This is a genomic window from Rhodococcus sp. P4_E4, from assembly GCF_056401575.1.
On sequence record NZ_JBFUJB010000028.1, the window covers coordinates 21449 to 41947 of the forward strand.

Here is a 20499-nt window from a genome sequence, read left to right on the forward strand (position 1 = left end):
CACATCGGACATGTCGATAGGAGTCGACATGTCATCACGTCGGGAGAAATTGTTTGCCATACAAACAACGCCGAGTTATTGTTTGTCATACAAACAAGTAGGAGTTCGTGATGGTCACCGAGTCAGTTCCAGCAGCGCGCGCGACGCGTGAGTCGGGCAAGCAGACGCGCATGGCACTGTTCAACGCTGCAACCGAGCTCTTCCTCGAACATGGCGACAGCGTGTCCATCGCGCAGATCTGCACCGCCGCCGGCGCCCATCCAAACCAGGTGACCTACTACTACGGCTCAAAAGAGAAGCTCTTCGTCGAGGTGGCGTGTGCAGCCGTTCTGCGCGCAGGCAAGCGTGCCGAGGTCGATGCCGCCGACGCCGACACCGTGGGCGACTACACCGAGAAGCTGGTCGGATCACTCCTCGGCTCGGGCGCTCCCAGTGTCGAACTGTTCGTGGAAGCGATGATGATGACGGGTCGCCGTGGTGAACTCCGCGATCTGATCTCCGAGACGCTTCGCACTCTGCATTCCTCGGGTGAAACAGCCCTCCTCCGTACCTTGATCCGCACCGGCTGGCAGCTGCGCGCGGGCATCGACGTCGAATCCAAGGCCTTCTGGTCTGCGATCTTCGGCCTCGTCATTCAGAAAACTGCCACCGGCGAGAGCTTCGGTTACTCCCTCGAGGAGGCGGTCGCCGTCATCTTCGCCACTCTCCAGATACCCGACGCCGTACTCAACAGCTCGATGGAATGAACTCTCTTCGAGCGTGATTCTCCGACAAGGACTTCGATGAACATCGTTCGCGTATTCGACAGCAACGTCACCAAGACCCCGGACAAACCCTTCCTGATATTCGACGGTCACGATCACACGTACTCCCAGGTTCAGGACGGAAGTCGACGCGCCGCAGGCTATTTGCAGTCGCTGGGCGTGCAGCCGGGCGACCGCGTCGCGCTGATGTGTTACAACACTCCGGGATTCGTGTACGCGATGCTCGGTGCCTGGCGCTTGGGCGCCGTCGTGGTCCCCATCAACCACAAGATGCAGACTCCGGAAGTTGCCTACGTGCTGGGACACGCGAAGGTGTCGGTGTGCGTCTTCGACGGTGAGTTGGCGCCGGTTGTCGGTCGACTGGAGACAACGGCCAAGCTGATCAGCACGGACTCTGTCGCAGACGGTTTCGACTTCTTCGACGACGCCATCACCCGACAAGAGGGCGTTAACGGTATCGACATCGACGAGAACGATCCGGCTGAAATCCTCTACACCTCGGGGACCACCGGCTCGCCCAAGGGCTGCGTCCACAGCCACCGCAACGTCGTCGGTGTTGCCGTCACCGCGGCCCTCGCCGTGTCGACGACTCGGGACGAGCGCCTGCTCATGGCCGTCCCGATCTGGCACGCTTCCCCGCTCAACAACTGGTTCATGTCCACGCTCTACATGGGCGGAACCGTCGTGCTGCTGCGCGAGTACCATCCCGTCAAATTCCTGGAAACTGTTCAGGAACAACGTATTACCCTCTGCTTCGGCCCGCCGGTCATCTACACCACTGCACTCAACCTCGTGCCGAACTTTGCCGACTACAACCTCGGTAGCGTTCGTGCGTGGTTGTACGGCGGCGGACCGATCGGCGCGGATGTCGCTCGGCGACTGGTGGAGTCGTACGGCACCACCGAATTCCGGCAGGTCTACGGCATGACCGAGACCGGGCCGGTGGGCACTGTGCTGTACCCCGAGGAGCAGTTGAGCAAGGCGGGCTCGATCGGCCGCGTCGCGCTGGCCGGCGTCGACCTGCGCCTGGTTGCCGATGACGGCACCGACGCGGAGCCCGATCAGATCGGTGAGATCTGGCTGCGCGCCGACACCGTCATGCAGGGGTACCTCGACGACCCCACTGCCACGAAGGCTGCTTTTGCCGACGGAGGTTGGTACCGCACCGGCGATCTGGCGCGCAAGGATGCGGACGGTTACCTCTTCATCGTCGACCGCGCGAAGGACATGATCATCACGGGCGGTGAGAACGTCTACTCCAAGGAGGTCGAGGACGTGATCTCCGGCCACCCGGACGTCGTCGACGTCGCCGTTGTCGGAAAACCCAACGAAGAATGGGGCGAGACCGTCGTCGCACACGTCGTCTGGCGTGAACCGGATGTCATCAGCGCCGACGACATCAAGGACTACCTCTCGGACAAGTTGGCGCGCTACAAGATTCCGCGTGAAGTGGTGTTCGCGACCATTCTTCCGCGTACACCGACCGGCAAGATCCAGAAGCACCTCATCCGCGCAGCGAGCTGAAAGGCCTGTCATGACTGATATTTCCGAGAAGACCGTCACCCACCCGGCTCCGCATCGCACCCATGCAGTGCTCAACCAGTCGGTACCGCGCACGGACGTCAACGAGTTCCTGCTCGATACGGTCCTGGCCGAAGGGGTCGCGCGCCACGACGCGGATTGGGCCACAAGCGAACTCACCGACATCGGTGAACTGGTCGGCAGTGCTGGATTCCAGCACGACGCCGAGCTGGCCAACACGGTGATCCCCGAATTGAAGACCTTCGATCGCTGGGGAAACCGCATCGACGAGGTCGAATACCATCCGTCGTATCACCGGATCACCTCTGCTGCCGTAGCGCACGGTGCGCACACCTCTGCCTGGGCTGACCCCAAGCCGGGTGCCAACGTGGCTCGGGCCGCGGCATTCATGCTGTTCTCCCAGGTCGAACCGGGCCACGCGTGCCCGATCTCCATGACGCACGCCGTGATCCCCTCGCTCGAGCTGCAACCGGACGTGGCCGCTCTCTGGACGCCGCGAGCCCTTTCTCGGAGTTACACCCCCGAGTTGGATGCTCCCGGAAAGGCATCCGCGATATTCGGAATGTCGATGACGGAAAAGCAGGGCGGCTCCGACGTGCGAGCCAACACGACCATCGCCAAGCCGGCCGGACGTGGCGGTCCGGGTGCGGACTACCTGCTCACCGGACACAAGTGGTTCTGCTCCGCGCCGATGTCCGACGCCTTCCTGGTTCTCGCTCAGGCCGAAGGTGCTGCCGGTGAGGGGCTTTCCTGCTTCCTTCTCCCCCGCATCCTGCCTGACGGCACGCGCAACGTCTTCCGCATCCAGCGTCTGAAGAACAAGCTGGGGAACAAGTCCAACGCGTCGTCCGAGATCGAACTCGACGGCACCGTCGGCACCATGATCGGCGAACCGGGTCGTGGCGTGCGGACCATCATCGAAATGGTGTCCCAGACGCGACTCGACTGCATCCTCGGCAGCACGGCAGGTATGCGTCAGTCGGTCGCCGAAGCGGTGTGGCATGCACGGCACCGAAGCGCTTTCGGTGCCGTCCTGGCAGATCAGCCGGCGATGACGTCGGTGCTTGCCGATCTGGCTCTCGAATCCGAAGCCGCCACCATCACTGCACTGCGATTGGCTCGCGCGCAGGACGAGGACGCGGACGAGCAGGAAAAGGCGTTCCGCCGACTCGCGACGGCTGTTGCGAAGTACTGGATCTGCAAGCGCGGCCCGCACCACTCCTACGAGGCACTCGAATGCCTGGGCGGTAACGGCTACACCGAGGACTTCCCGCTTGCCCGTCGCTACCGTGAGCAGCCCGTCATGGCCGTGTGGGAGGGGTCGGGCAACGTCATCGCGCTCGATGTCCTGCGCGCTATGACCCGTGAACCCGATTCCGTTGCCGCCTTCGACCACGAGGTCAACCTCGCTCGCGGCAACAACCCGGTCCTCGATCATCACCTCGATCGGGTACGACGCCAACTCGGTGAGCTCGCCACGATGGCACCCGCCGACGCCCAGCTCCGCGCTCGGACCGTCGTCGAGGCAATGGCGTTGGCGCTGCAGGCTTCGCTCATGGTGCGCCACTCCCCGGCCGCTTCGTCCGATGCGTTCATTGCCGCTCGCCTCGGCGCCGACCGTGGTCACGAGTACGGAACTCTGCCTGTGGGAACAGATTTCGCCGGAATTCTCGCGAGAGCCTAAGGCTGCTCCCTCAGTACCCTGGTGACGGTGTGTACTGCCGGCGTCGGATTGTTGGGCCGCCATGCCATCGCGATTTTCAGCGTGGGCGTGGCCCCGGCGATCGGCAGGTACACGACCCCGTCCATGGACAGATGCGCCGTCGACTCCACGACGACGGCGATCCCGACCCCCGCTCCGACCATGGCCAACAGGCTGTACGGATCGGGGGCTTCGTGCGCGACGGTGGGCGTGAAACCTGCTGTGGCGCAGACGGACAACGTCGCATCGCGCACCACCGAGCCGTGCTCGGCGGGATACATCACGAATCGCTCGGTTGCCAGGTCTTCCGGTGACACCGAGTCCCGGGCACTGAGGTGATGCCTGGCCGGAACCGCGACCATCAAGGTTTCCTCGCGCACAGTGTGAGTCTCGAATCCGCGCGGAATGGGCAGGCCGACTATGCCCATGTCGAGTGTTCCGCGTCGGAGAGCGTCGAGCACCTCACCCGAGTACATCTGCGGCCGTAGGTCCAGTTCGATTCCCGGATGGGAGTCGGCCAGCGATCGTGTGAGGGCCGACAGCACCGTGTAGCCGCCCGTTCCGCCGAAACCCACCGTGACACGGCCTGTTTCCCCGGTTGACGCCGCTGATGCGATATCTCGTACGACGGCGATCTGCGCTTCGATGATTCGTGCGGGCGTGACCAAGGCTTCGCCGGCTGCGGTCAATTGCACTGATCTGGTGGTCCGGACAAACAGGTCGGTGCCGAGTTCGCGCTCGAGCGCCCGAATGGTCTGGCTGAGCGGGGACTGCCCGATGTGGAGTCGCTCGGCGGCCCGGCCGAAATGAAGCTCGTCGGCGACTGCGAGAAACGCGCGCAGCTGACGCAATTCCATGTCGCTCCTCCCGGGTTTCATTATGTGGTTCTTCCACATAAATGAGTCGAACTAAGTCTTGGACTCTACATGGATTTCGGACGATAGTGATTCACGCCTCACATTGCATCCCTTGGTGATGCCCGACGCGAGAATCAGGGAGAACCGTGGATCAACACCCAGGTCAAGACACCAATCCGCCTGAATACAACACCAAACAGGCACGCAAGGCCGGAATCACGGCGTTTGTCGGAACGACTATCGAGTGGTTCGACTTCTACATCTACGGAACCGCATCTGCCTTGGTGCTCGGCCCGCTGTTCTTCCCGGATGCGTCGCCGGCGGTGGGAACACTCGCAGCCTTCGCGACTTTTGCCGTGGGATTCGTGGCTCGTCCGGTCGGCGGAGTGGTGTTCGGTCATTTCGGAGACAAGTTCGGTCGCAAGAACGCCGTGATCATCACCCTCGCGCTCATGGGGTTGGGAACTGTCGGTGTCGGTCTCCTCCCTACGTACTCCCAGATCGGGATCTGGGCACCGATACTGCTTGTGGCACTGCGTGTTCTCCAGGGCATTGCCATGGGCGGCGAATGGGGTGGCGCCGTATTGATCGCCACCGAGTTCGCTCCCCCGAAGAAAAAGGTGCTCTACGGTGCGTTTGCGCAGCAGGGTTCACCGGTCGGCAACCTGCTCGCGACGCTGGCCTTCCTCGGCCTGACGTTGATGTCGGATTCCGTGTTCGAGTCGTGGGGTTGGCGTCTGCCGTTCCTCGGATCCGCAGCTTTGGTGATCGTCGCTCTCTACATCCGACTGCACATCTCCGAGACACCCGAGATGAAGAAGGCTGTTGCGGCACAGGAACGTACACGGATGCCGCTGGTCGAAGTGTTGCGTTCGCATCCCGTCGAACTTGCTCTCGGCGTCGGCGCTGTGGTTGCCGGTGTTGCCATCACGTACGTCAAGACAACCTTTGCGCTCTCATGGGCGACAACGGATCTCGGCTTCGAGCGTAGTGACTTCCTCCTCGTGATCACCGTGGCACTGGTAGCCCAGGCGCTCGTACAGCCTTTCGGTGCTGTGCTGGCCACGCGGATCGATCCGTCGAAAGCGGTCCGTTGGATGCTGCTTCCGGAGATCGTGCTCCTACCACTGATGTTCGTGCTGGTTCAGACGGGCTCCGTGCCCTTGGCGATTCTGGGTATGGTCCTCGCGACGGCGCCTCACGCAATGTATTACGCCGCGTTGGCCGGCATCCTGGCGCAGGTTTTCCCCACCAATGTTCGGTATACCGGCATCTCTCTGTCGTACCAATTGTCGACCGCCGTATTTGCCGGAACGGCCCCGATGGTCAGCCAGTATCTGCTGACGCGAACCAACTCGATCTGGCCGGTCGTCGCTCTTGGGCTCGTGTATGTCGTTCTCTCCCTTGTCTGTATGACGGCACTTTTGCGCAGGAGTGCGCTGCACGCGCAAGGGCTGGAGTCGACGAGCTCCTCGAACATGACCGATGTTTCCACCCTGAAAGGCGTTGACCACTGATGAACTTTGCACACACCGACCCCGCTCTGGCAGCGGTAGTGGACAGATGGACCGCCGGGGCGGACCGAGAGACGTTGAACGGATTGCTCGACCGACTGGGCCGAGATGCCGCCGGCCGTTTGTCCGAGCTTGCCGACATCGCAGACAAGAACCCGCCGGTGCTGCAGCAATTCGACAAGGCCGGTGACCGCGTCGACCGGATTTCCTATCACCCGGCCTACCTGGAACTGTGCCGGGCGGCGTACAACGAGTACGGCCTGTCCGCCATGTCGCACCGAAAAGGGTTGCACGGATGGGACTCCGTGCATCCGCCACTCGCGAAGTACCTCGCGTCGTACATCTTCGTGCAGGCCGAGTTCGGGCTGGCCTGTCCGGTGTCGATGACAGATGCTGCTGCGCGGACCCTGCGTATGTTCGGTGATCCGGCCGTGTTCTCGCCCTGGATCGACGCGTTGACGTCGACGGACCCCGAGCAGGCGAAGACGGGTGCGATGTTCATGACCGAGATTCAGGCAGGCACCGACATCGCCTGCACCGAAACACGCGCCGAGCGCGACGGTGACGGATGGGTTCTGACGGGCAAGAAGTGGTTCGCCTCCAACCCGGATGCCGATGTGATCATCACCCTCGCAAGATTCCCGGGCGGACAGGATGGTTCGACGCGTGGAGTCGGAATGTTCATGGTGCCCAAGACCTTGGGATCCGGCGAGCGCAACAACCTCATGATCGATCGTCTCAAGGACAAGCTGGGTACGCGTTCCATGCCGAGCGGCGAGGTGACGCTGAACCGCGCGCACGCACTCCAGGTCGGCGAACTCGATCGAGGATTCCGCCAGATGGCTGAGATGGTCAACACGTCTCGCCTGTCCAATGCGATGCGTTCGAGCGCTCTCATGCGCCGAGCAGTCCGCGAAGCCGTCGAACATTCGAAGAGCCGAGTCGTGTTCGGTAAGAAGCTCTTCGACCAGCCGCTGATGCGGGCGACGCTTCTTCCCCTTGCACTCGATGCCGAGGCTTCGCTGGCCCTGGTCGCGTACAGCGCACAGTGTCTTCAGGCAGCAGACGGCGGCGACGAACAGGCGCGCGCACTGATCAGGGTACTGACGCCGATCGCCAAACACTTTGTCTGCAAACGCGCGCGGGTGGTCACTGGCGAGGCCATGGAGGTGCGCGGAGGAAACGGCTACATCGAGGATTGGGCCAACGCGCGACTAGTGCGGGATGCCCACTTGGGCTCGATCTGGGAGGGCTCGAGCAATGTCATTGCGCTGGACGTACTTCGGTGCCTACGCAAGTTCAACGCGCACCGCACGGTCGCGGGAGCGATGACGGACATCTTGTCCACCGTCGGACCGGATTGCGAAGCCGGGTCCGGAGTTCTGTTGCGGCGCTGGGAGGAACTGGTAGAGGAAGGAGATCGTCTGATCTCCGGATCTGACGATGCCGCCCAGGCCGCCAGTGCAAAGTATGCCGACGAGTTGGCTCGTGCCGTCATGGCGACCCTGCTTTTCGATCTTGCGGATCACGGCATCCGACACGATAATGGGTACCGGTCACTGCTGGTGGCGAATTCCTACCTGGCCGGTCTTGCGGGGAAGGTGCCGTCGGCTGCACTCGGCAATCTCGACGTGATCACCGACGGCGGTGACGTCGAGCTGGATGATGCACGTGACGTCGTAGCCGAGTTCCTCTCTGTAGCAGGTGGTCATCGGTGAATTCTCCAACAGGCCCCACACCCCTCGCCGGCGTCCGTGTTCTGGATCTGTCGAAGATCCTTGCCGGGCCGTACGCAACCATGTCGCTTGCCGATCTCGGTGCCGACGTCACCAAGATCGAACACCCTGAAGGCGGCGACCCCACGCGTTCGTGGGGGCCTCCCTTCGTCGGGGTAGATGCCGCCTACTATCTCGCGATCAACCGCGGTAAGAAGTCGGTCACGATCGACCTCAAGTCCACCGAAGGACAGGAGATCATCCACCGCATGCTCGAAGAGACCGATGTAGTCGTGGAGAACTTCAAGCCGGGCAGCGGATTACAGAAGATCTTCGACTACCAGGCACTGTCCGAGCGATACCCGCATCTGATCACCCTGCACATCTCTGCCTTCGGTGAAGAAGGACCGCTGCGCGACGAACCGGGGTACGACATGATCGCGCAGGCCGCGGGTGGGCTCATGTCGCTCACCGGTGAACCGGGTGGTGCTCCGATGAAATCCGGGTTTGCGTTGGGAGACTTGGGCGCAGCGCTCTTCGGACTGGTCGGTGTCCTGGCTGCCTTGGTCGAGCGAGGCCGGACCGGGCGCGGACAGTACGTGACCACGTCGCTGTACGAGTGCCAACTCGCGATGCACGTGAACTGGGCGACCAGTTACTTCGCCACCGGTGAGCGCCCGACTGCATTGGGCTCCGGTCATCCGAATCTTGCTCCGTATCAAGCATTTCCTGCCAGCGACGGGTACTTCGTCATCGCTGTCGGCAACGACGGGATGTGGGCGTCGCTGTGCGAGGCCATCGGAAGGAGTGAACTGGTCACCGATCCGCGTTTCGTCCACAACCGCGACAGGGTGGAGAACCGCGAGAGTCTGGAACGAGAACTCACCAGCGCCTTCACATCGGAAACCGTCGAACACTGGTGCGCTCTTCTCGCCGAACGCGCGGTGCCGGTGTCACCGATCCGCCATCTCGACGAGATCTACTCCGATCCCCACACCGCCGCGCTCGGAATGGTCGGAACCGTCGACCATCCGACGCTCGGACCGTTGAAGCAAGTGGCCTTTCCGGTCAACTTCTCCGGCCAGAGGCCACGTCTGACGTCGGCGCCGCCCGTTCTCGGCGCCGACAACGACGAAGTCCTTGGTACCGCTCAGGCCAGCCCGCTCAACGCAGGCGGTGTGTTGTCGTCGCGCCAAGCGATGGCCTCGGCAAGCGTCGTGAGGTCGTAGTCCGGTCCGCTGACGCCGACGGTGAAGAGCGAGACACCGTCGGCGACCAGGTCAGCAGCATTCTCGAGCCCAGGCCACGGAACCGAGTGCTCTACTTCCAGCGGGTTCCGGCCTACGTCGGCGCAATGGTCGGAGAGGATGCCTGACTTGCGCAGGTGTGTCTCGCGGTCACCGAAGCTGTGCCAGACGTCGGCGTACTCGGCGACCAAGCGCAGGGTCTTCTTCTCGCCGCCACCGCCGATGAGGACCGGGATGTTGCGCGTCGGCGGCGGGTTGCCCTTCGCCAGGCGGCCCGTGATGCGGGGGAGGTATTCGCCCAGCAGTTTCAGCCGTGAACCGGGAGTGCCGAAGTCGTATCCGAACTGGTCGTAGTCCTTCTCGAACCAGCCGGCACCGATGCCGAGGATCAGGCGTCCGCCGCTGATGTGGTCGACGGTTCGCGCCATGTCGGCCAGCAGATCCGGATTGCGGTAGCCACCACCGGTGACCAGGGCGCCGATTTCGACGCGTTCGGTCTGCTCGGCCCAGGCGCCGAGCATGGTCCAGCATTCGAAGTGGGCGCCGTCGGGATCGCCGGTCAACGGGTAGAAGTGGTCCCAGTTGAAGACGATGTCCACCCCGGCGTCCTCGGACCGCAAGACGGCGTCGCGTATCAACCCGTAATCGGGTGCGTGCTGGGGTTGGAGTTGAACACCGATGCGTACCGGACGAGTCATGCCACGCTCCTGACGAGAGGAATGGTTGTCTTCTCCCATCATGGCCGGGTGTGCGCGGTACCGCTACCGCCGCCGTCGGTGACGGGTTTGCCCGCACTTGTACCCACCCCTTTTCGAGCGAACGGTACTTTCGGCGCCTTAGATCGACTGAACGTGCCGTTCGCTCAAACAGGGGGGGCGGGCAGAAACAGGGGGCGGGCAAAAAAGGGGGGCGGGTAAAAACAGGGGTGGTCTGCCCACAGCAGACAGGCGGGGCCCCGGCATCGCTGCGCCGGTAGGAATGGATTCATGACTACTGAAGCGCCCACCGACACCGGCTACCGTGACCTGTTGACAGACAGGCTCTTCCGACAGCGAACGATTCTGCTCACCGGCGAGGTCAACGACGCCATGGCCGAACGTGTGTGTTCGGAACTGGTGCTCCTCGCCACCACCGACCCCAAGCGCGACATCGTGCTCTACATCAATTCACCCGGCGGATCGGTGTTTGCCGGGCTGGCCATCTACGACACGATGAAGCTCATCCCCAACGACGTCGTGACGGTCGCGATGGGCTTCGCCGCCAGCATGGGCCAGGTGCTTCTCTGCTCCGGCACCCACGGCAAGCGAATCAGCCTGGCGCACAGCCGCATCATGATGCACCAACCTTCGGCGGGTATCGGTGGCACTGCGGTGGACATTGCGATCCAGGCCGAGAGCCTCGAGCTGATGAAGCGTCAATCGCAGGAAATCCTCGCCGCCGAAACGGGCCGGACCGTCGAAGAGATCGAGACCGACAGCGATCGGGATCGCTGGTTCACCGCCGAGCAGGCGCGCGAGTACGGAATCGTCGACCGCGTCGTGACGTCCTTCGCCGAGATCGCACCGCAAGCCACCTTCCCCAAGATCGGATTGTGACGTCATGTCCCAGTACACGATTCCCAGTGTCATCGAGCGAACACCAACGGGTGAGCGATCTTTCGACATCTTCAGCAGGCTGCTCAACGAACGCATCGTCTTTCTCGGCACAGAGATCGACGACGGCGTCGCCAATGTCGTGATGGCTCAGATGCTGCATCTGCAGGCCGACAACCCGGATCGCGAAATCGGTTTGTACATCAACTCTCCCGGCGGTTCCACCACGGCGATGCTCGCGATCTACGACACCATGCAGTTCTTGAAACCGACGATTTCGACGTACTGCATGGGTCAAGCGGCTTCGGCTGCTGCAGTGCTTCTGGCCGCAGGCACTCCGGGCCATCGGCATGTTCTTGCCCATTCGCGGGTGCTGCTGCATCAACCGTCGACGCAAGGTAGCGGCACCATCTCGGACCTCGCGCTTCAAGCAGCCGAGATCCTGAGAATCCGGGAGCAGACCGAGGCGATTCTGAGTAAGCACACCGGTCAGAGCGTCGAGCGGCTCCGTAAGGACACCGATCGCGACAGGATCTTCACTGCCGACGACGCTATCTCCTACGGACTGGCTGACACCCTCATCGAAGGGAACTGATCAGGCTGCCATCAGGACGGGACCGGAGATCGGTGCGGGAGAATGTCCGAAGGTGAGGGAGTTGAGCGCAACGATCCTGTTGCCCGCTCGGAACAGCAGGTGCTCGAGCGGCATCCCGAGCGCTTCGCAGATGGCGCGCAGAATTTCCGACGACGGTTCCTTCTTGCCCCGTTCGATCTCGGAGAGGTACTGCTTCGACATCCCGACCTTTGCGGCTACGTCGTCGAGAGTTCGGTCCTGATCGCGTCGGACCTCCCTCAGCACTCGTCCGTAGGCTTCACGAATCAGCGGGGGTTTGCGCACGGCGACAGCCGGATCGGGGAGTTCCGACTCACCCTTGACCAGGACCAGTCTGCGCGGCGCATCCATAGGCCGAGTATTCCAGCCGACCGGTTCGCACACCACCCGGTTCACCGAGGGCTGACATCTAGTCCGTTCGAACACCACCAGCAAGAAACATCGCTCGAAGAACGAAGGTCGCCTCGGGTCCGATGATCTCACCGACCAGGCTCGTATAGCGGTCGACGAACTCGGGCCCGTGGGAGGCCTCGTCGGAAGTGGGGTCGCCGAGGTGGTGCGCAAGTTCGTGCAAGACAACGAATTCGCGTAGCGCCCACCGGCCGTCACGGTCGTCCGGGACGGCGATGACGTCGTTCGAGTAGTGAGCGGCGGCATTTCCGGCGCGGGAGCGTACGGACACCGGAACGGTTGCGCGAGGCCAGGTCGCGAGTACCCAGTTCAGCCCGAGTAGCTGATCGCAGTACGCCTGGACCGACTCCACGGAACCGAATTTGCGCTCGACCGGCAACGTGATGGTGGAACCCATGACCTCGACGCTCCGAAGTCCGCGCTCGTCGGCGCGATCGAACATGGTGCGCACCAACGTCTCTGCCTCGTAGACGGCGCTCCGCTGCGTATCCCTCACGAGTCGAGCTGCCCGCGCACCCCGCCGATCTCCGGCAGGTTTCCCAGACGTGCGGAGCGCGCCGCCCGATCACCCGCTCGTCGAGCATGCGAGGAGTGCCCGGCACTCGCCCGGCCACCGCCCCGCCACGTCCCACGTGCCTGGGAGTTGGACGAGTAGTAGTCCTTGAGCTCGATTTCCTTGTTGCGCAGCACGAGTGCGGTTTCCGAAGACGACGTGGCAGATTCTGCGATCGCCGCCTTCTCCGTCTCCTGCTTCGTCTCGGCCAACCGAGCGCCGATGCGGGACGCGTACGCCATCTGGAAGTTCAGGCGCGCCGTCACTCCGGCCACAGGCTTGCGAACCTGCGTGTTGACGCGTCGTCGTCCACGAGTTTCGACGACGGTCCGCACGGACGTTTCGCCGCGGTACGCCCCGGAGCGCACGTACGCGTCGGAGTCACGGACCATCTGGAAGAGCAGGCTCGAGTACAGCGCTTCGCACACGTCGATGTCACCGGCGAAGCCGTAGGCGTAGATGACGGCCGACGTCTGCGCGATGTCGCACTGTACGTCGTTGGCAGCGGCGATCGCGATGAACAACTGGGCGTACGTTCGCAGCCCGCGCTTGCCCGGTTCGCCGATGGTGATGAGCCGCTGAGTGGGTGTGGCACGTTTTTCCGAGGACGCGGTGTGCGCCCGCGCGACCGCCAGGTCGATCGCGGAACCGGTGGCCAACCGCTGCGCGGCGGCCATGAAGGCTTCACCTTCGTGTGGATTGTCGGTGGACTCCGCTTGGCGAAGCAGCGCACCGATGCGGGTCAGCATCTTCTCCGAACTCACCGTGAAAGACTACGCTCGCGCGCCGACACGGACGTTTATGCTGCTAGCGCACACGCTCACCCTCAACTTGGATCGTCCGGCACGTTCCTGCCGGTAGAAGGGATCAACCCCGTCATGGCTTCAGTGACTTTCGAGAGCACCACCTGCCTGTTCCCCGGATCGAACACCCCGGCAGTGGACAAGCTCGACCTCGCGATCGAGGACGGCGAGTTCCTCGTCCTCGTCGGACCATCCGGCTGCGGAAAGTCGACCACCCTGCGCATGCTCGCCGGGCTCGAAGACGTCCACAGCGGGCGCATCCTCATCGGCGACCGCGACGTCACCGGTCAGGAACCGAAAGAGCGCGACATCGCGATGGTCTTCCAGAACTACGCGCTGTACCCGCACATGTCGGTGGCCGAGAACATGGGTTTTGCGCTCAAGCTCGCCGGAACCAACAAGACGGAGATCCGCGCCCGCGTCGAAGAGGTCGCGAAGATGCTCGATCTCGAGCCGTACCTCGACCGCAAGCCCAAGGCGCTGTCCGGTGGTCAGCGTCAGCGAGTGGCGATGGGCCGCGCCATCGTCCGCCAGCCGCAGGTCTTCCTCATGGACGAGCCCCTCTCGAACCTCGACGCGAAACTCCGTGTTCAGACACGCACGCAGATCGCTCAGCTGCAACGACGCCTCGCGACGACGATGGTCTACGTGACCCACGACCAGGTCGAGGCCATGACGATGGGTGACCGCGTCGCAGTCCTCGAAAAGGGAATCCTGCAGCAGTGCGCCTCGCCGCGCGAGCTCTACAACAAGCCGAAGAACGTCTTCGTCGCCGGCTTCATGGGTTCACCCGCGATGAACCTGTTCACCCTCCCCGTCGTCGACGGCGGCGTCGCATTCGGTGACGGGATCGTTCCGGTTCCGCGCGAGACGATGAACGGTGTCGTCGAAACCGAGGTTGTTCTGGGTATTCGCCCCGAGCACCTCGAGATCGCCGCCGAAGGCCTGCCGATGGAGGTCGACGTCGTCGAGGAACTCGGTTCCGACGCCTACGTCTACGGACGCACCACGATCGGCGGACGGTTGCAGCAGATCGTTTCGCGTGGTGACTGGCGCAACCCGCCGCAGAAGGGCGAGCGAGTCAACCTGCGCGTCGACCCTGAGAAGGTGCACATTTTTGCCACCACCGACGGGCGTCGCCTGGGTTAGGTGGACCTGTCAAACGACACATGACCGATTCAGGTTCGGCGTAATACCCACAAGTAGGGGTGTCTCGTGCCACAGTAGGGGCCGATGCCGGGAGCCGGCACCCATGGCGCATGCCGTGAGCCGGCTCTCGGTGACCGTCTACTTGTCATACACATACGGGGAGCGAATCCATGGTTCTGAACTCGAAGGCGATGCGCCGCGCTGCAATTGCAGCCACGGCAGCGTCCATGCTGGTACTGGCAGGCTGCTCGTCCGATTCGGACAAGGACAGCGGAACCAGCACCACGGCCGCATCCGGGGGATCGTCCTCGAGCGAAGGCCGCGGACCCATCACGATCGTCGAGGGGCAGGATGCCCTGAACGAGGCGCTCGAAAACATCATCACCGACTGGAATGCGGAGCATCCGGACGAGAAGGTCACGCTCAAGCCGCTGGCCAAGGAAGCCAACGCGCAGGTCGACGACATCACCCAGCGCATGCAGGCCAAGAGCGACGAGTACGACCTCATCGGCGTCGACGTCGTCAACACCGCTCAGTTCGCCGCAAACGGCTGGCTGCTGCCGCTCGAGGGTGACCTCGCGATCGACGAGTCCGGCCTCCTGCCGTCGACCGTCGCTTCGGGCACCTACAACGGCAAGCTCTACGCAGCGCCGAAGAACACCAACGCCGCGTTCCTGTACTACCGCAAGGACCTCGTCGAGAAGGCTCCCACCACGTGGGCCGAGCTCAAGGAAAACTGCCCGAAGGCTGTCGAAGCCGGCATCTCCTGCTACATCGGTCAGTTCAAGAACTACGAGGGCCTGACGGTCAACACCACCGAGATCACCAACGCTTTCGACGGCCCGTGGGTCGGCCCGGACGGACTCACCCCGGCCATCGACGACAAGACGAAGGCAGGCGTTCAGTCGATCGTCGACAACTTCGCCGACAACACCATCCCGCAGGAAGCACTGACCTACTCCGAGGGCGAGTCGCAGACCGCGTTCGGTGACGGCAAGGCACTCTTCATGCGCACGTGGTCCGGCTTCTCGGTCGACGGTGAGAAGACCTCGGTTGCCGGCAAGTACGGCTACACCGTTCTTCCGGGTGTCGACGGACCGGGCGCTTCGACCGTCGGCGGCTACAACGTCGGCATCAGCGCGTACTCCGACGCGCCGGCAACGGCTCGTGACTTCCTCGAGTTCATGCAGACCAAGAAGTCGCAGACGTACTTCACCGAGGTCGGCGGCGCACCCGTCCTCTCGGCTGTCTACGACGACCCGGCAGTGCTCGCCCAGTTCCCGTACTTCGCGACCCTGAAGGAAGCACTCGCTACCGCTCAGCCGCGCCCCGTCACGCCGTACTACACGCAGGTGTCGAAGTCGATCTCCGACAACACCTACGCTGCTATTCGCGGCGAGAAGACCGTCGAGCAGGCTTTGGCGGACACCAAGGCCGGCATCGAAACCGCCGGTAACTGATCTACCAGGAGCAATAAGCAATGGCAGAACCGCAGGATCCTTCCGCGGCTGTGCCTACCAACCCCACGGTCGGGGCCGGTTCAACCGGTCCCGACCGTTCGGGCGTTGGTGGGAGACACCGTGCACCGGAACCGCTAGAAGAGCCGTCGGCATCCGAGGCAGCAGGGACATCCCTGACCAAGGTTCTGCCTGACCTTGCAGCTACTCCACCCCCACCGACCTCGCCCCCGCCTGCGTCGGCCGACAAGCCGAAGAAGCGTCGACGAGTTCCGGTGTGGGCGTTCGTCGCACCGTCGCTGATCGTTCTCGCCGTCATCATTCTGTATCCGCTCGGACGAGCGATCTGGATGTCGATGCACAGCGACGGCAAGAAGCTCGACCCCGAGACCGGCATGTTCGTCACCGGTCAGTTCACGTGGTTCGAGAACTACAAAAACTGGATCACCGAGTCCTGCAACACCGCCAACGGCTCGATTCCATGCCCGCCCGGCACGCTCGGATCGCAGTTCTGGCAGTCGATCGGAAATACGTTCGGCTTCACCGTCGTCACCGTTCTGCTCGAGACGGTGATCGGTCTGTCGATGGCGCTGATCATGGCCAAGACGTTCCGCGGCCGCGGTTTGCTCCGCGCTTCCGTGCTGATTCCCTGGGCCATCCCCACCGCCGTCACCGCGAAGCTCTGGTTCTTCATCTTCGCCAACGACGGCATTGCCAACAAGATCCTCGGCACCAACATCCTGTGGACGGCGGATCCCTGGCCGGCACGATTCGCGATCGTCGTCGCCGACGTCTGGAAGACCGCGCCGTTCATGGCGTTGCTGATTCTCGCGGGTCTGCAGATGATTCCCGCCGACGTCTACGAGGCCGCCAAGGTCGACGGTGCGACGGCGTGGCAGCGGTTCCGCATGATCACGCTTCCGCTGGTCAAGCCCGCACTCATGGTGGCGGTGCTCTTCCGCACGATGGACGCGCTGCGCATGTACGACCTGCCCGCGATCATGATGGGATCCAATCCCGCCACCTCCACCATCTCGGTTCTGGTGGTCGATCAGATGCGCGTCGGCGCCAATTCGGCGTCGGCCCTGTCCACCATCACGTTCCTCATCATCTTCGCTGTGGCCTTCATCCTGGTCCGATTCCTCGGAGCCAATGCGGTCAGCACGCAGGAAAAGCAGCGGAAGGGGGAGCCGGTATGAACAAGGCACTACGCGGCAAGATCGGCACCTACATCGGCGTCGTACTGATCATCGTGTGGGGACTCGCTCCCTGCTACTGGATGATCGTGACGGCGTTGCGCGACCCGGCTGACACGTTCTCGACGTCGCTGTGGCCCACCAATCTCACGCTGTCGAACTTCACCGCGGCGCTCGATCCCGACGCGAAGGTGAACTTCACCCGGGCACTGATGAACAGCCTCATCATCGCGGGTGCGACCACGCTGATCGCCTTGGTCATCGGCGTGTTCACGGCGTACGCGCTCTCGCGATTCGATTTTCGTGGCAAATACTTCGTCACCGGAATCATCCTCGGCGCGTCCATGTTTCCGGTCGTCGCCCTCGTGACCCCGCTGTTCCAGTTGTTCACCGACATCGGCTGGATCGGCAGCTACAAAGCGCTGATCATCCCGAACATCTCGTTCGTGCTGCCGCTGACGGTCTACACGCTGACGTCGTTCTTCTCCGAACTTCCGTGGGAGCTCGAAGAAGCGGCGCGTATCGACGGCGCCACCCGTGGCCAGGCCTTCCGTCTGATCATGCTGCCGCTCGCCGCGCCGGCCCTGTTCACCACCGCGATTTTGGCTTTCATCGCAACGGTCAACGAGTACCTGCTCTCGCTGCAACTCTCTAGTGACAAAACCGCGCCCGTCACGGTGGCGATGGCCAAATTCTCCGGAACCGACCCATTCGTCACGCCGTACACCTCGATCATGGCCGGCGGAACCCTTGTGATGATCCCGCTGGTCATCATGGTTCTCATCTTCCAGCGACGCATCATCGCCGGTCTGACCGCAGGCGGCGTCAAGTCGTGATGCGGGCTTCGGGCGCGCGGTATCGATGAGGCGGGCTTCGCGCGCCCAGCGCATGGAGCTGATCGCCGGCTTCATCTCGGTCTTCACCCTCATGGCGTTGATCGGCGCTGTGGTCGCGATCGTCAAGGGCGACCCCGGCGTGATGCCGTCTTTGGTGCTGCTCGGTTGCGTCGTCGCTCTCGGGCTGGCGTTCCGCGGATATCGGAACGCGGTCCGAGCAGAACGTCGCGAGTAGCCAGCCCGGTAGGGTGACATTTCGGTATCGCAGTTGCCGGGAGTTATCTGATCGAGATATCACCCTGGTGGAATGGTGCCGGTAAGTCCGGATCCACGACCGGGAGTGTTGAGTGAGTCCATCGAACAGATCGAGTGCGACGGGTGGCGATCAGTCGTCGGCTCGATCGGGCAAGTCGGCTAATTCCCCACGGTCGAGCAAGTCGGCCAAGCCGGAGAAGAAGCAGCGCTCCAAGTGGCGGTACGTCCGGCGGACCATCTACGTTCTCGTGCTCCTGATGATCATCGTGCCTGCGTCGGTTTTTGCTGTCGCGTACAGCCGGACCGATGTCCCGCGCCCCTCGGACATGCAGACCAATCAGGTGTCCACCATCTACATGGCCGACGGCACGACCGTGCTCGGCAAGGTGGTGCCGGCGGAGGGAAACCGCACCGAGGTCGCGTTGTCGGCCATCCCGATTCACGTCCGCGATTCGGTGCTCTCGGCGGAGGATCGCAACTTCTACACCAACCCCGGCTTCTCGATCTCCGGATTTGCTCGCGCTGCCCGAGACAACGTGATGGGCAAGGAAAGCGCCGGCGGTGGCTCGACGATCACTCAGCAATACGTGAAGAACGTCTTGGTCGGTGACAAGCGCAGTATCGACAGGAAGCTGCGTGAGCTTGTCATCTCCGCCAAGATGGCGCGCGAATGGTCCAAGGACGACATTCTTGCCGCGTATCTCAACACCATCTACTTCGGTCGCGGTGCCTACGGCATCGCCGCCGCGTCGAACGCGTACTTCGACAAGCCGGTCAGTGAGCTGAGCGTCGAGGAAGGCGCAGTTCTCGCTTCCGTCATCCAGAGCCCGTCGTTCCTGGACCCCGAGACCAATCTGTCCGCGCTGCAAGCGCGCTGGGACTACGTTCTCAACGGCATGGTGGAACTGGGCAGCCTGACCAAGACGGATCGCGACGCGATGCAGTTCCCGGCTGTCGCCCCCGCCAATCGGCCGACCGATCTGAACCAGGCGCCCGGACCCGAAGGCCACATCAAGACTCAGGTACTCAAGGAACTGGCCGAGGCCGGTATCAGCGACCAGACGCTGAACACCGCTGGTCTGCAAATCACGACAACCATCGACCCGGTTGCGCAGGAAGCTGCGCTGGGCGCCGTCAAGCGGAATCTCGACGGTGAACCGGAAGACCTGCGGACCGCAGTAGTGTCCATCGACCCCAAGACCGGTGGCGTCGACGCCTATTACGGCGGTGACGACGGAGCGGGATTCGACTACGCCCAGGCGCCGCTGCAGACCGGTTCAGCGTTCAAGGTCTTCGGCCTGGTCGCAGCATTGATGGAAGACATTCCGCTGTCCGCACGGTTCGACAGTTCACCGCTCACGATCAACGGTGTGACCATCGGAAACGTCGGCGGCGAATCCTGTGGTCGATGCACCATCGCCGAGGCACTCAAGCGTTCGCTGAACACCAGCTTCTACCGGTTGATGCTCTCGATGGAGAACGGTGCCCAGAAGATCGCCGACGCCGCCCATCTGGCCGGCATCCCCGAACAGATTCCCGGACTCGACTACCCGACGCTCACACAGGAGGGTGGCCCGCCGGAGAACGGAATCGTGCTCGGCCAGTATCAGTCTCGTGTTATCGACATGGCATCCGCGTACGCGACGCTCGCCAACTCCGGTGTGTACCAGCAGCCGCACTTCATCCAGAAGGTCGTGACGGCCGAAGGTGAAGTCCTGCTCGATCGCCCGGTCTCTCCCGGTGAGCGTCGTCTCGATGCTGCCGTTGCCGACAACATCACGCAGGCAATGCTGCCGATCGCGTCGTACTCGAACGGTCACGCGCTCGCCGGTGGACGCCCGTCTGCTGCCAAGACCGGCACCGCGCAGTTGGGTGACACGGGGCAGAACAAGGATGCGTGGATGGTCGGTTACACGCCGTCGCTGTCCACCGCGGTGTGGATCGGGACTTCCGACGCGCAGGCCATCACCAACTCCTACGGTGGTTTGATCTACGGCTCCGGAGTGCCTGCGGACATTTGGAAGAGCACGATGGACGGCGCGTTGAAGGGCTCCGACTGGGAGAGCTTCCCGTGGCCCGATCCCATCGGCGGGCAGGCCGGCGTTCCCGCCAACTCCGGTGTGACCTCGGGTGACGGGACGGGCACGCCCACGACGGGCGCGGCCGCTCCCCCAGCACCCATCGAGGTGCCCGGCCTGCCGCCGATCGAAGTGCCGCAGCTTCCCCAGTTGCCGCGTCAGATCGAGATCTTGCCTGGCATCGTCATCCCGCTACCGGGCTGACACAGCGCTCG

The 20499-nt window shown here is 63.1% G+C and carries 19 protein-coding genes; 14 read left to right on the forward strand and 5 right to left on the reverse strand.

Translation table 11 applies throughout. The features are described 5' to 3' along the window. The first annotated feature begins 110 nt into the window (after window positions 1-110). From AC1DVN_RS27520 to AC1DVN_RS27530, 3 genes are read left to right on the forward strand one after another with little or no spacing between them, the layout of a single operon-like run. Window positions 111-746, forward strand: coding sequence for a TetR/AcrR family transcriptional regulator C-terminal domain-containing protein (locus AC1DVN_RS27520; protein WP_007735239.1), 636 nt, complete (start codon window positions 111-113; stop codon window positions 744-746). A gap of 36 nt (window positions 747-782) precedes the next feature. Then, window positions 783-2288, forward strand: a complete 1506-nt coding sequence (locus AC1DVN_RS27525) for a class I adenylate-forming enzyme family protein (protein WP_477994487.1) — start codon at window positions 783-785, stop codon at window positions 2286-2288. Between the two features lie 10 nt (window positions 2289-2298). After that, window positions 2299-3990, forward strand: a complete 1692-nt coding sequence (locus AC1DVN_RS27530) for an acyl-CoA dehydrogenase family protein (RefSeq protein WP_477994489.1) — start codon at window positions 2299-2301, stop codon at window positions 3988-3990. Here AC1DVN_RS27530 and AC1DVN_RS27535 read toward each other — a convergent pair. Then, window positions 3987-4865: a LysR family transcriptional regulator gene (locus AC1DVN_RS27535; protein ID WP_029537275.1), complete on the reverse strand. Its 879-nt coding sequence runs from the start codon at window positions 4863-4865 to the stop codon at window positions 3987-3989. The two genes, AC1DVN_RS27530 and AC1DVN_RS27535, sit on opposite strands and share 4 nt — an antisense overlap. Before the next feature lie 146 nt (window positions 4866-5011). Between AC1DVN_RS27535 and AC1DVN_RS27540 the strand changes: the two genes are divergently transcribed. From AC1DVN_RS27540 to AC1DVN_RS27550, 3 genes are read left to right on the forward strand one after another with little or no spacing between them, the layout of a single operon-like run. After that, window positions 5012-6382, forward strand: a complete 1371-nt coding sequence (locus AC1DVN_RS27540; protein ID WP_047889988.1) for an MFS transporter — start codon at window positions 5012-5014, stop codon at window positions 6380-6382. After that, on the forward strand, window positions 6382-8097 hold the full coding sequence (locus AC1DVN_RS27545) for an acyl-CoA dehydrogenase family protein (protein WP_477847732.1): 1716 nt from the start codon (window positions 6382-6384) through the stop codon (window positions 8095-8097). The genes AC1DVN_RS27540 and AC1DVN_RS27545 overlap by 1 nt, the downstream gene beginning before the upstream one ends. Next, on the forward strand, window positions 8094-9323 hold the full coding sequence (locus AC1DVN_RS27550; protein ID WP_020909765.1) for a CaiB/BaiF CoA transferase family protein: 1230 nt from the start codon (window positions 8094-8096) through the stop codon (window positions 9321-9323). Before AC1DVN_RS27545 ends, AC1DVN_RS27550 begins: the two co-directional genes overlap by 4 nt. Here the strand turns inward: AC1DVN_RS27550 and AC1DVN_RS27555 are convergent. Beyond that, window positions 9245-10039, reverse strand: coding sequence for an LLM class F420-dependent oxidoreductase (locus tag AC1DVN_RS27555; RefSeq protein WP_020971420.1), 795 nt, complete (start codon window positions 10037-10039; stop codon window positions 9245-9247). The two genes, AC1DVN_RS27550 and AC1DVN_RS27555, sit on opposite strands and share 79 nt — an antisense overlap. A 288-nt stretch (window positions 10040-10327) precedes the next feature. On the opposite strand from AC1DVN_RS27555, the gene AC1DVN_RS27560 reads away from it, so the two are divergent. Next, window positions 10328-10936: a ClpP family protease gene (locus AC1DVN_RS27560; RefSeq protein WP_020909763.1), complete on the forward strand. Its 609-nt coding sequence runs from the start codon at window positions 10328-10330 to the stop codon at window positions 10934-10936. 4 nt (window positions 10937-10940) lie between these two features. Beyond that, the gene (locus tag AC1DVN_RS27565; RefSeq protein ID WP_003945993.1) at window positions 10941-11528 is read left to right on the forward strand and encodes an ATP-dependent Clp protease proteolytic subunit; all 588 of its coding nucleotides are present in this window, start codon (window positions 10941-10943) and stop codon (window positions 11526-11528) included. Here AC1DVN_RS27565 and AC1DVN_RS27570 read toward each other — a convergent pair whose 3' ends face one another. Genes AC1DVN_RS27570 through AC1DVN_RS27580 form a run of 3 tightly spaced genes read right to left on the reverse strand, consistent with a single transcriptional unit; the run spans window position 11529 to window position 13274 of the window. Next, on the reverse strand, window positions 11529-11897 hold the full coding sequence (locus AC1DVN_RS27570; protein WP_003946041.1) for a helix-turn-helix domain-containing protein: 369 nt from the start codon (window positions 11895-11897) through the stop codon (window positions 11529-11531). Between the two features lie 58 nt (window positions 11898-11955). Beyond that, the gene (locus AC1DVN_RS27575) at window positions 11956-12453 is read right to left on the reverse strand and encodes a TIGR04338 family metallohydrolase (RefSeq protein WP_047889992.1); all 498 of its coding nucleotides are present in this window, start codon (window positions 12451-12453) and stop codon (window positions 11956-11958) included. Then, entirely contained in the window at window positions 12450-13274 is an 825-nt protein-coding gene (locus AC1DVN_RS27580) for a DUF2786 domain-containing protein (protein WP_021346121.1), read from the reverse strand. The genes AC1DVN_RS27575 and AC1DVN_RS27580 overlap by 4 nt, the downstream gene beginning before the upstream one ends. A gap of 114 nt (window positions 13275-13388) precedes the next feature. Between AC1DVN_RS27580 and AC1DVN_RS27585 the strand changes: the two genes are divergently transcribed. From AC1DVN_RS27585 to AC1DVN_RS27610, 6 genes are all read left to right on the forward strand, one after another. Next, window positions 13389-14462: an ABC transporter ATP-binding protein gene (locus tag AC1DVN_RS27585; protein ID WP_477847737.1), complete on the forward strand. Its 1074-nt coding sequence runs from the start codon at window positions 13389-13391 to the stop codon at window positions 14460-14462. Window positions 14463-14632: 170 nt separating this feature from the next. Beyond that, complete coding sequence (locus tag AC1DVN_RS27590) at window positions 14633-15922, forward strand: ABC transporter substrate-binding protein (protein ID WP_003946022.1); 1290 nt, start codon at window positions 14633-14635, stop codon at window positions 15920-15922. Window positions 15923-15942: 20 nt separating this feature from the next. Continuing rightward, window positions 15943-17118 carry a carbohydrate ABC transporter permease gene (locus AC1DVN_RS27595; protein ID WP_078377577.1) on the forward strand — a complete coding sequence of 392 codons (1176 nt, stop codon included), beginning with the start codon at window positions 15943-15945 and terminating at the stop codon, window positions 17116-17118. Next, window positions 17115-17951 (forward strand): carbohydrate ABC transporter permease, encoded by an 837-nt coding sequence (locus AC1DVN_RS27600; protein WP_019746113.1) that lies wholly within the window; start codon window positions 17115-17117, stop codon window positions 17949-17951. The genes AC1DVN_RS27595 and AC1DVN_RS27600 overlap by 4 nt, the downstream gene beginning before the upstream one ends. 25 nt (window positions 17952-17976) lie before the next feature. After that, on the forward strand, window positions 17977-18186 hold the full coding sequence (locus AC1DVN_RS27605; RefSeq protein ID WP_230817733.1) for a hypothetical protein: 210 nt from the start codon (window positions 17977-17979) through the stop codon (window positions 18184-18186). Between the two features lie 112 nt (window positions 18187-18298). Continuing rightward, entirely contained in the window at window positions 18299-20488 is a 2190-nt protein-coding gene (locus AC1DVN_RS27610; RefSeq protein WP_041815441.1) for a transglycosylase domain-containing protein, read from the forward strand. Window positions 20489-20499 lie beyond the last annotated feature (11 nt).

Excerpts from the sequence above, each read along its gene's own strand:
- AC1DVN_RS27520 (WP_007735239.1), top strand. The coding sequence starts at position 111 with ATGGTCACCGAGTCAGTTCCAGCAGCGCGCGCGACGCGTGAGTCGGGC.
- AC1DVN_RS27525 (WP_477994487.1), top strand. The coding sequence starts at position 783 with ATGAACATCGTTCGCGTATTCGACAGCAACGTCACCAAGACCCCGGAC.
- AC1DVN_RS27530 (WP_477994489.1), top strand. The coding sequence starts at position 2,299 with ATGACTGATATTTCCGAGAAGACCGTCACCCACCCGGCTCCGCATCGC.
- AC1DVN_RS27535 (WP_029537275.1), bottom strand. The coding sequence starts at position 4,865 with ATGGAATTGCGTCAGCTGCGCGCGTTTCTCGCAGTCGCCGACGAGCTT.
- AC1DVN_RS27545 (WP_477847732.1), top strand. The coding sequence starts at position 6,382 with ATGAACTTTGCACACACCGACCCCGCTCTGGCAGCGGTAGTGGACAGA.
- AC1DVN_RS27555 (WP_020971420.1), bottom strand. The coding sequence starts at position 10,039 with ATGACTCGTCCGGTACGCATCGGTGTTCAACTCCAACCCCAGCACGCA.
- AC1DVN_RS27560 (WP_020909763.1), top strand. The coding sequence starts at position 10,328 with ATGACTACTGAAGCGCCCACCGACACCGGCTACCGTGACCTGTTGACA.
- AC1DVN_RS27565 (WP_003945993.1), top strand. The coding sequence starts at position 10,941 with ATGTCCCAGTACACGATTCCCAGTGTCATCGAGCGAACACCAACGGGT.
- AC1DVN_RS27570 (WP_003946041.1), bottom strand. The coding sequence starts at position 11,897 with ATGGATGCGCCGCGCAGACTGGTCCTGGTCAAGGGTGAGTCGGAACTC.
- AC1DVN_RS27585 (WP_477847737.1), top strand. The coding sequence starts at position 13,389 with ATGGCTTCAGTGACTTTCGAGAGCACCACCTGCCTGTTCCCCGGATCG.
- AC1DVN_RS27590 (WP_003946022.1), top strand. The coding sequence starts at position 14,633 with ATGGTTCTGAACTCGAAGGCGATGCGCCGCGCTGCAATTGCAGCCACG.
- AC1DVN_RS27595 (WP_078377577.1), top strand. The coding sequence starts at position 15,943 with ATGGCAGAACCGCAGGATCCTTCCGCGGCTGTGCCTACCAACCCCACG.
- AC1DVN_RS27600 (WP_019746113.1), top strand. The coding sequence starts at position 17,115 with ATGAACAAGGCACTACGCGGCAAGATCGGCACCTACATCGGCGTCGTA.
- AC1DVN_RS27605 (WP_230817733.1), top strand. The coding sequence starts at position 17,977 with ATGAGGCGGGCTTCGCGCGCCCAGCGCATGGAGCTGATCGCCGGCTTC.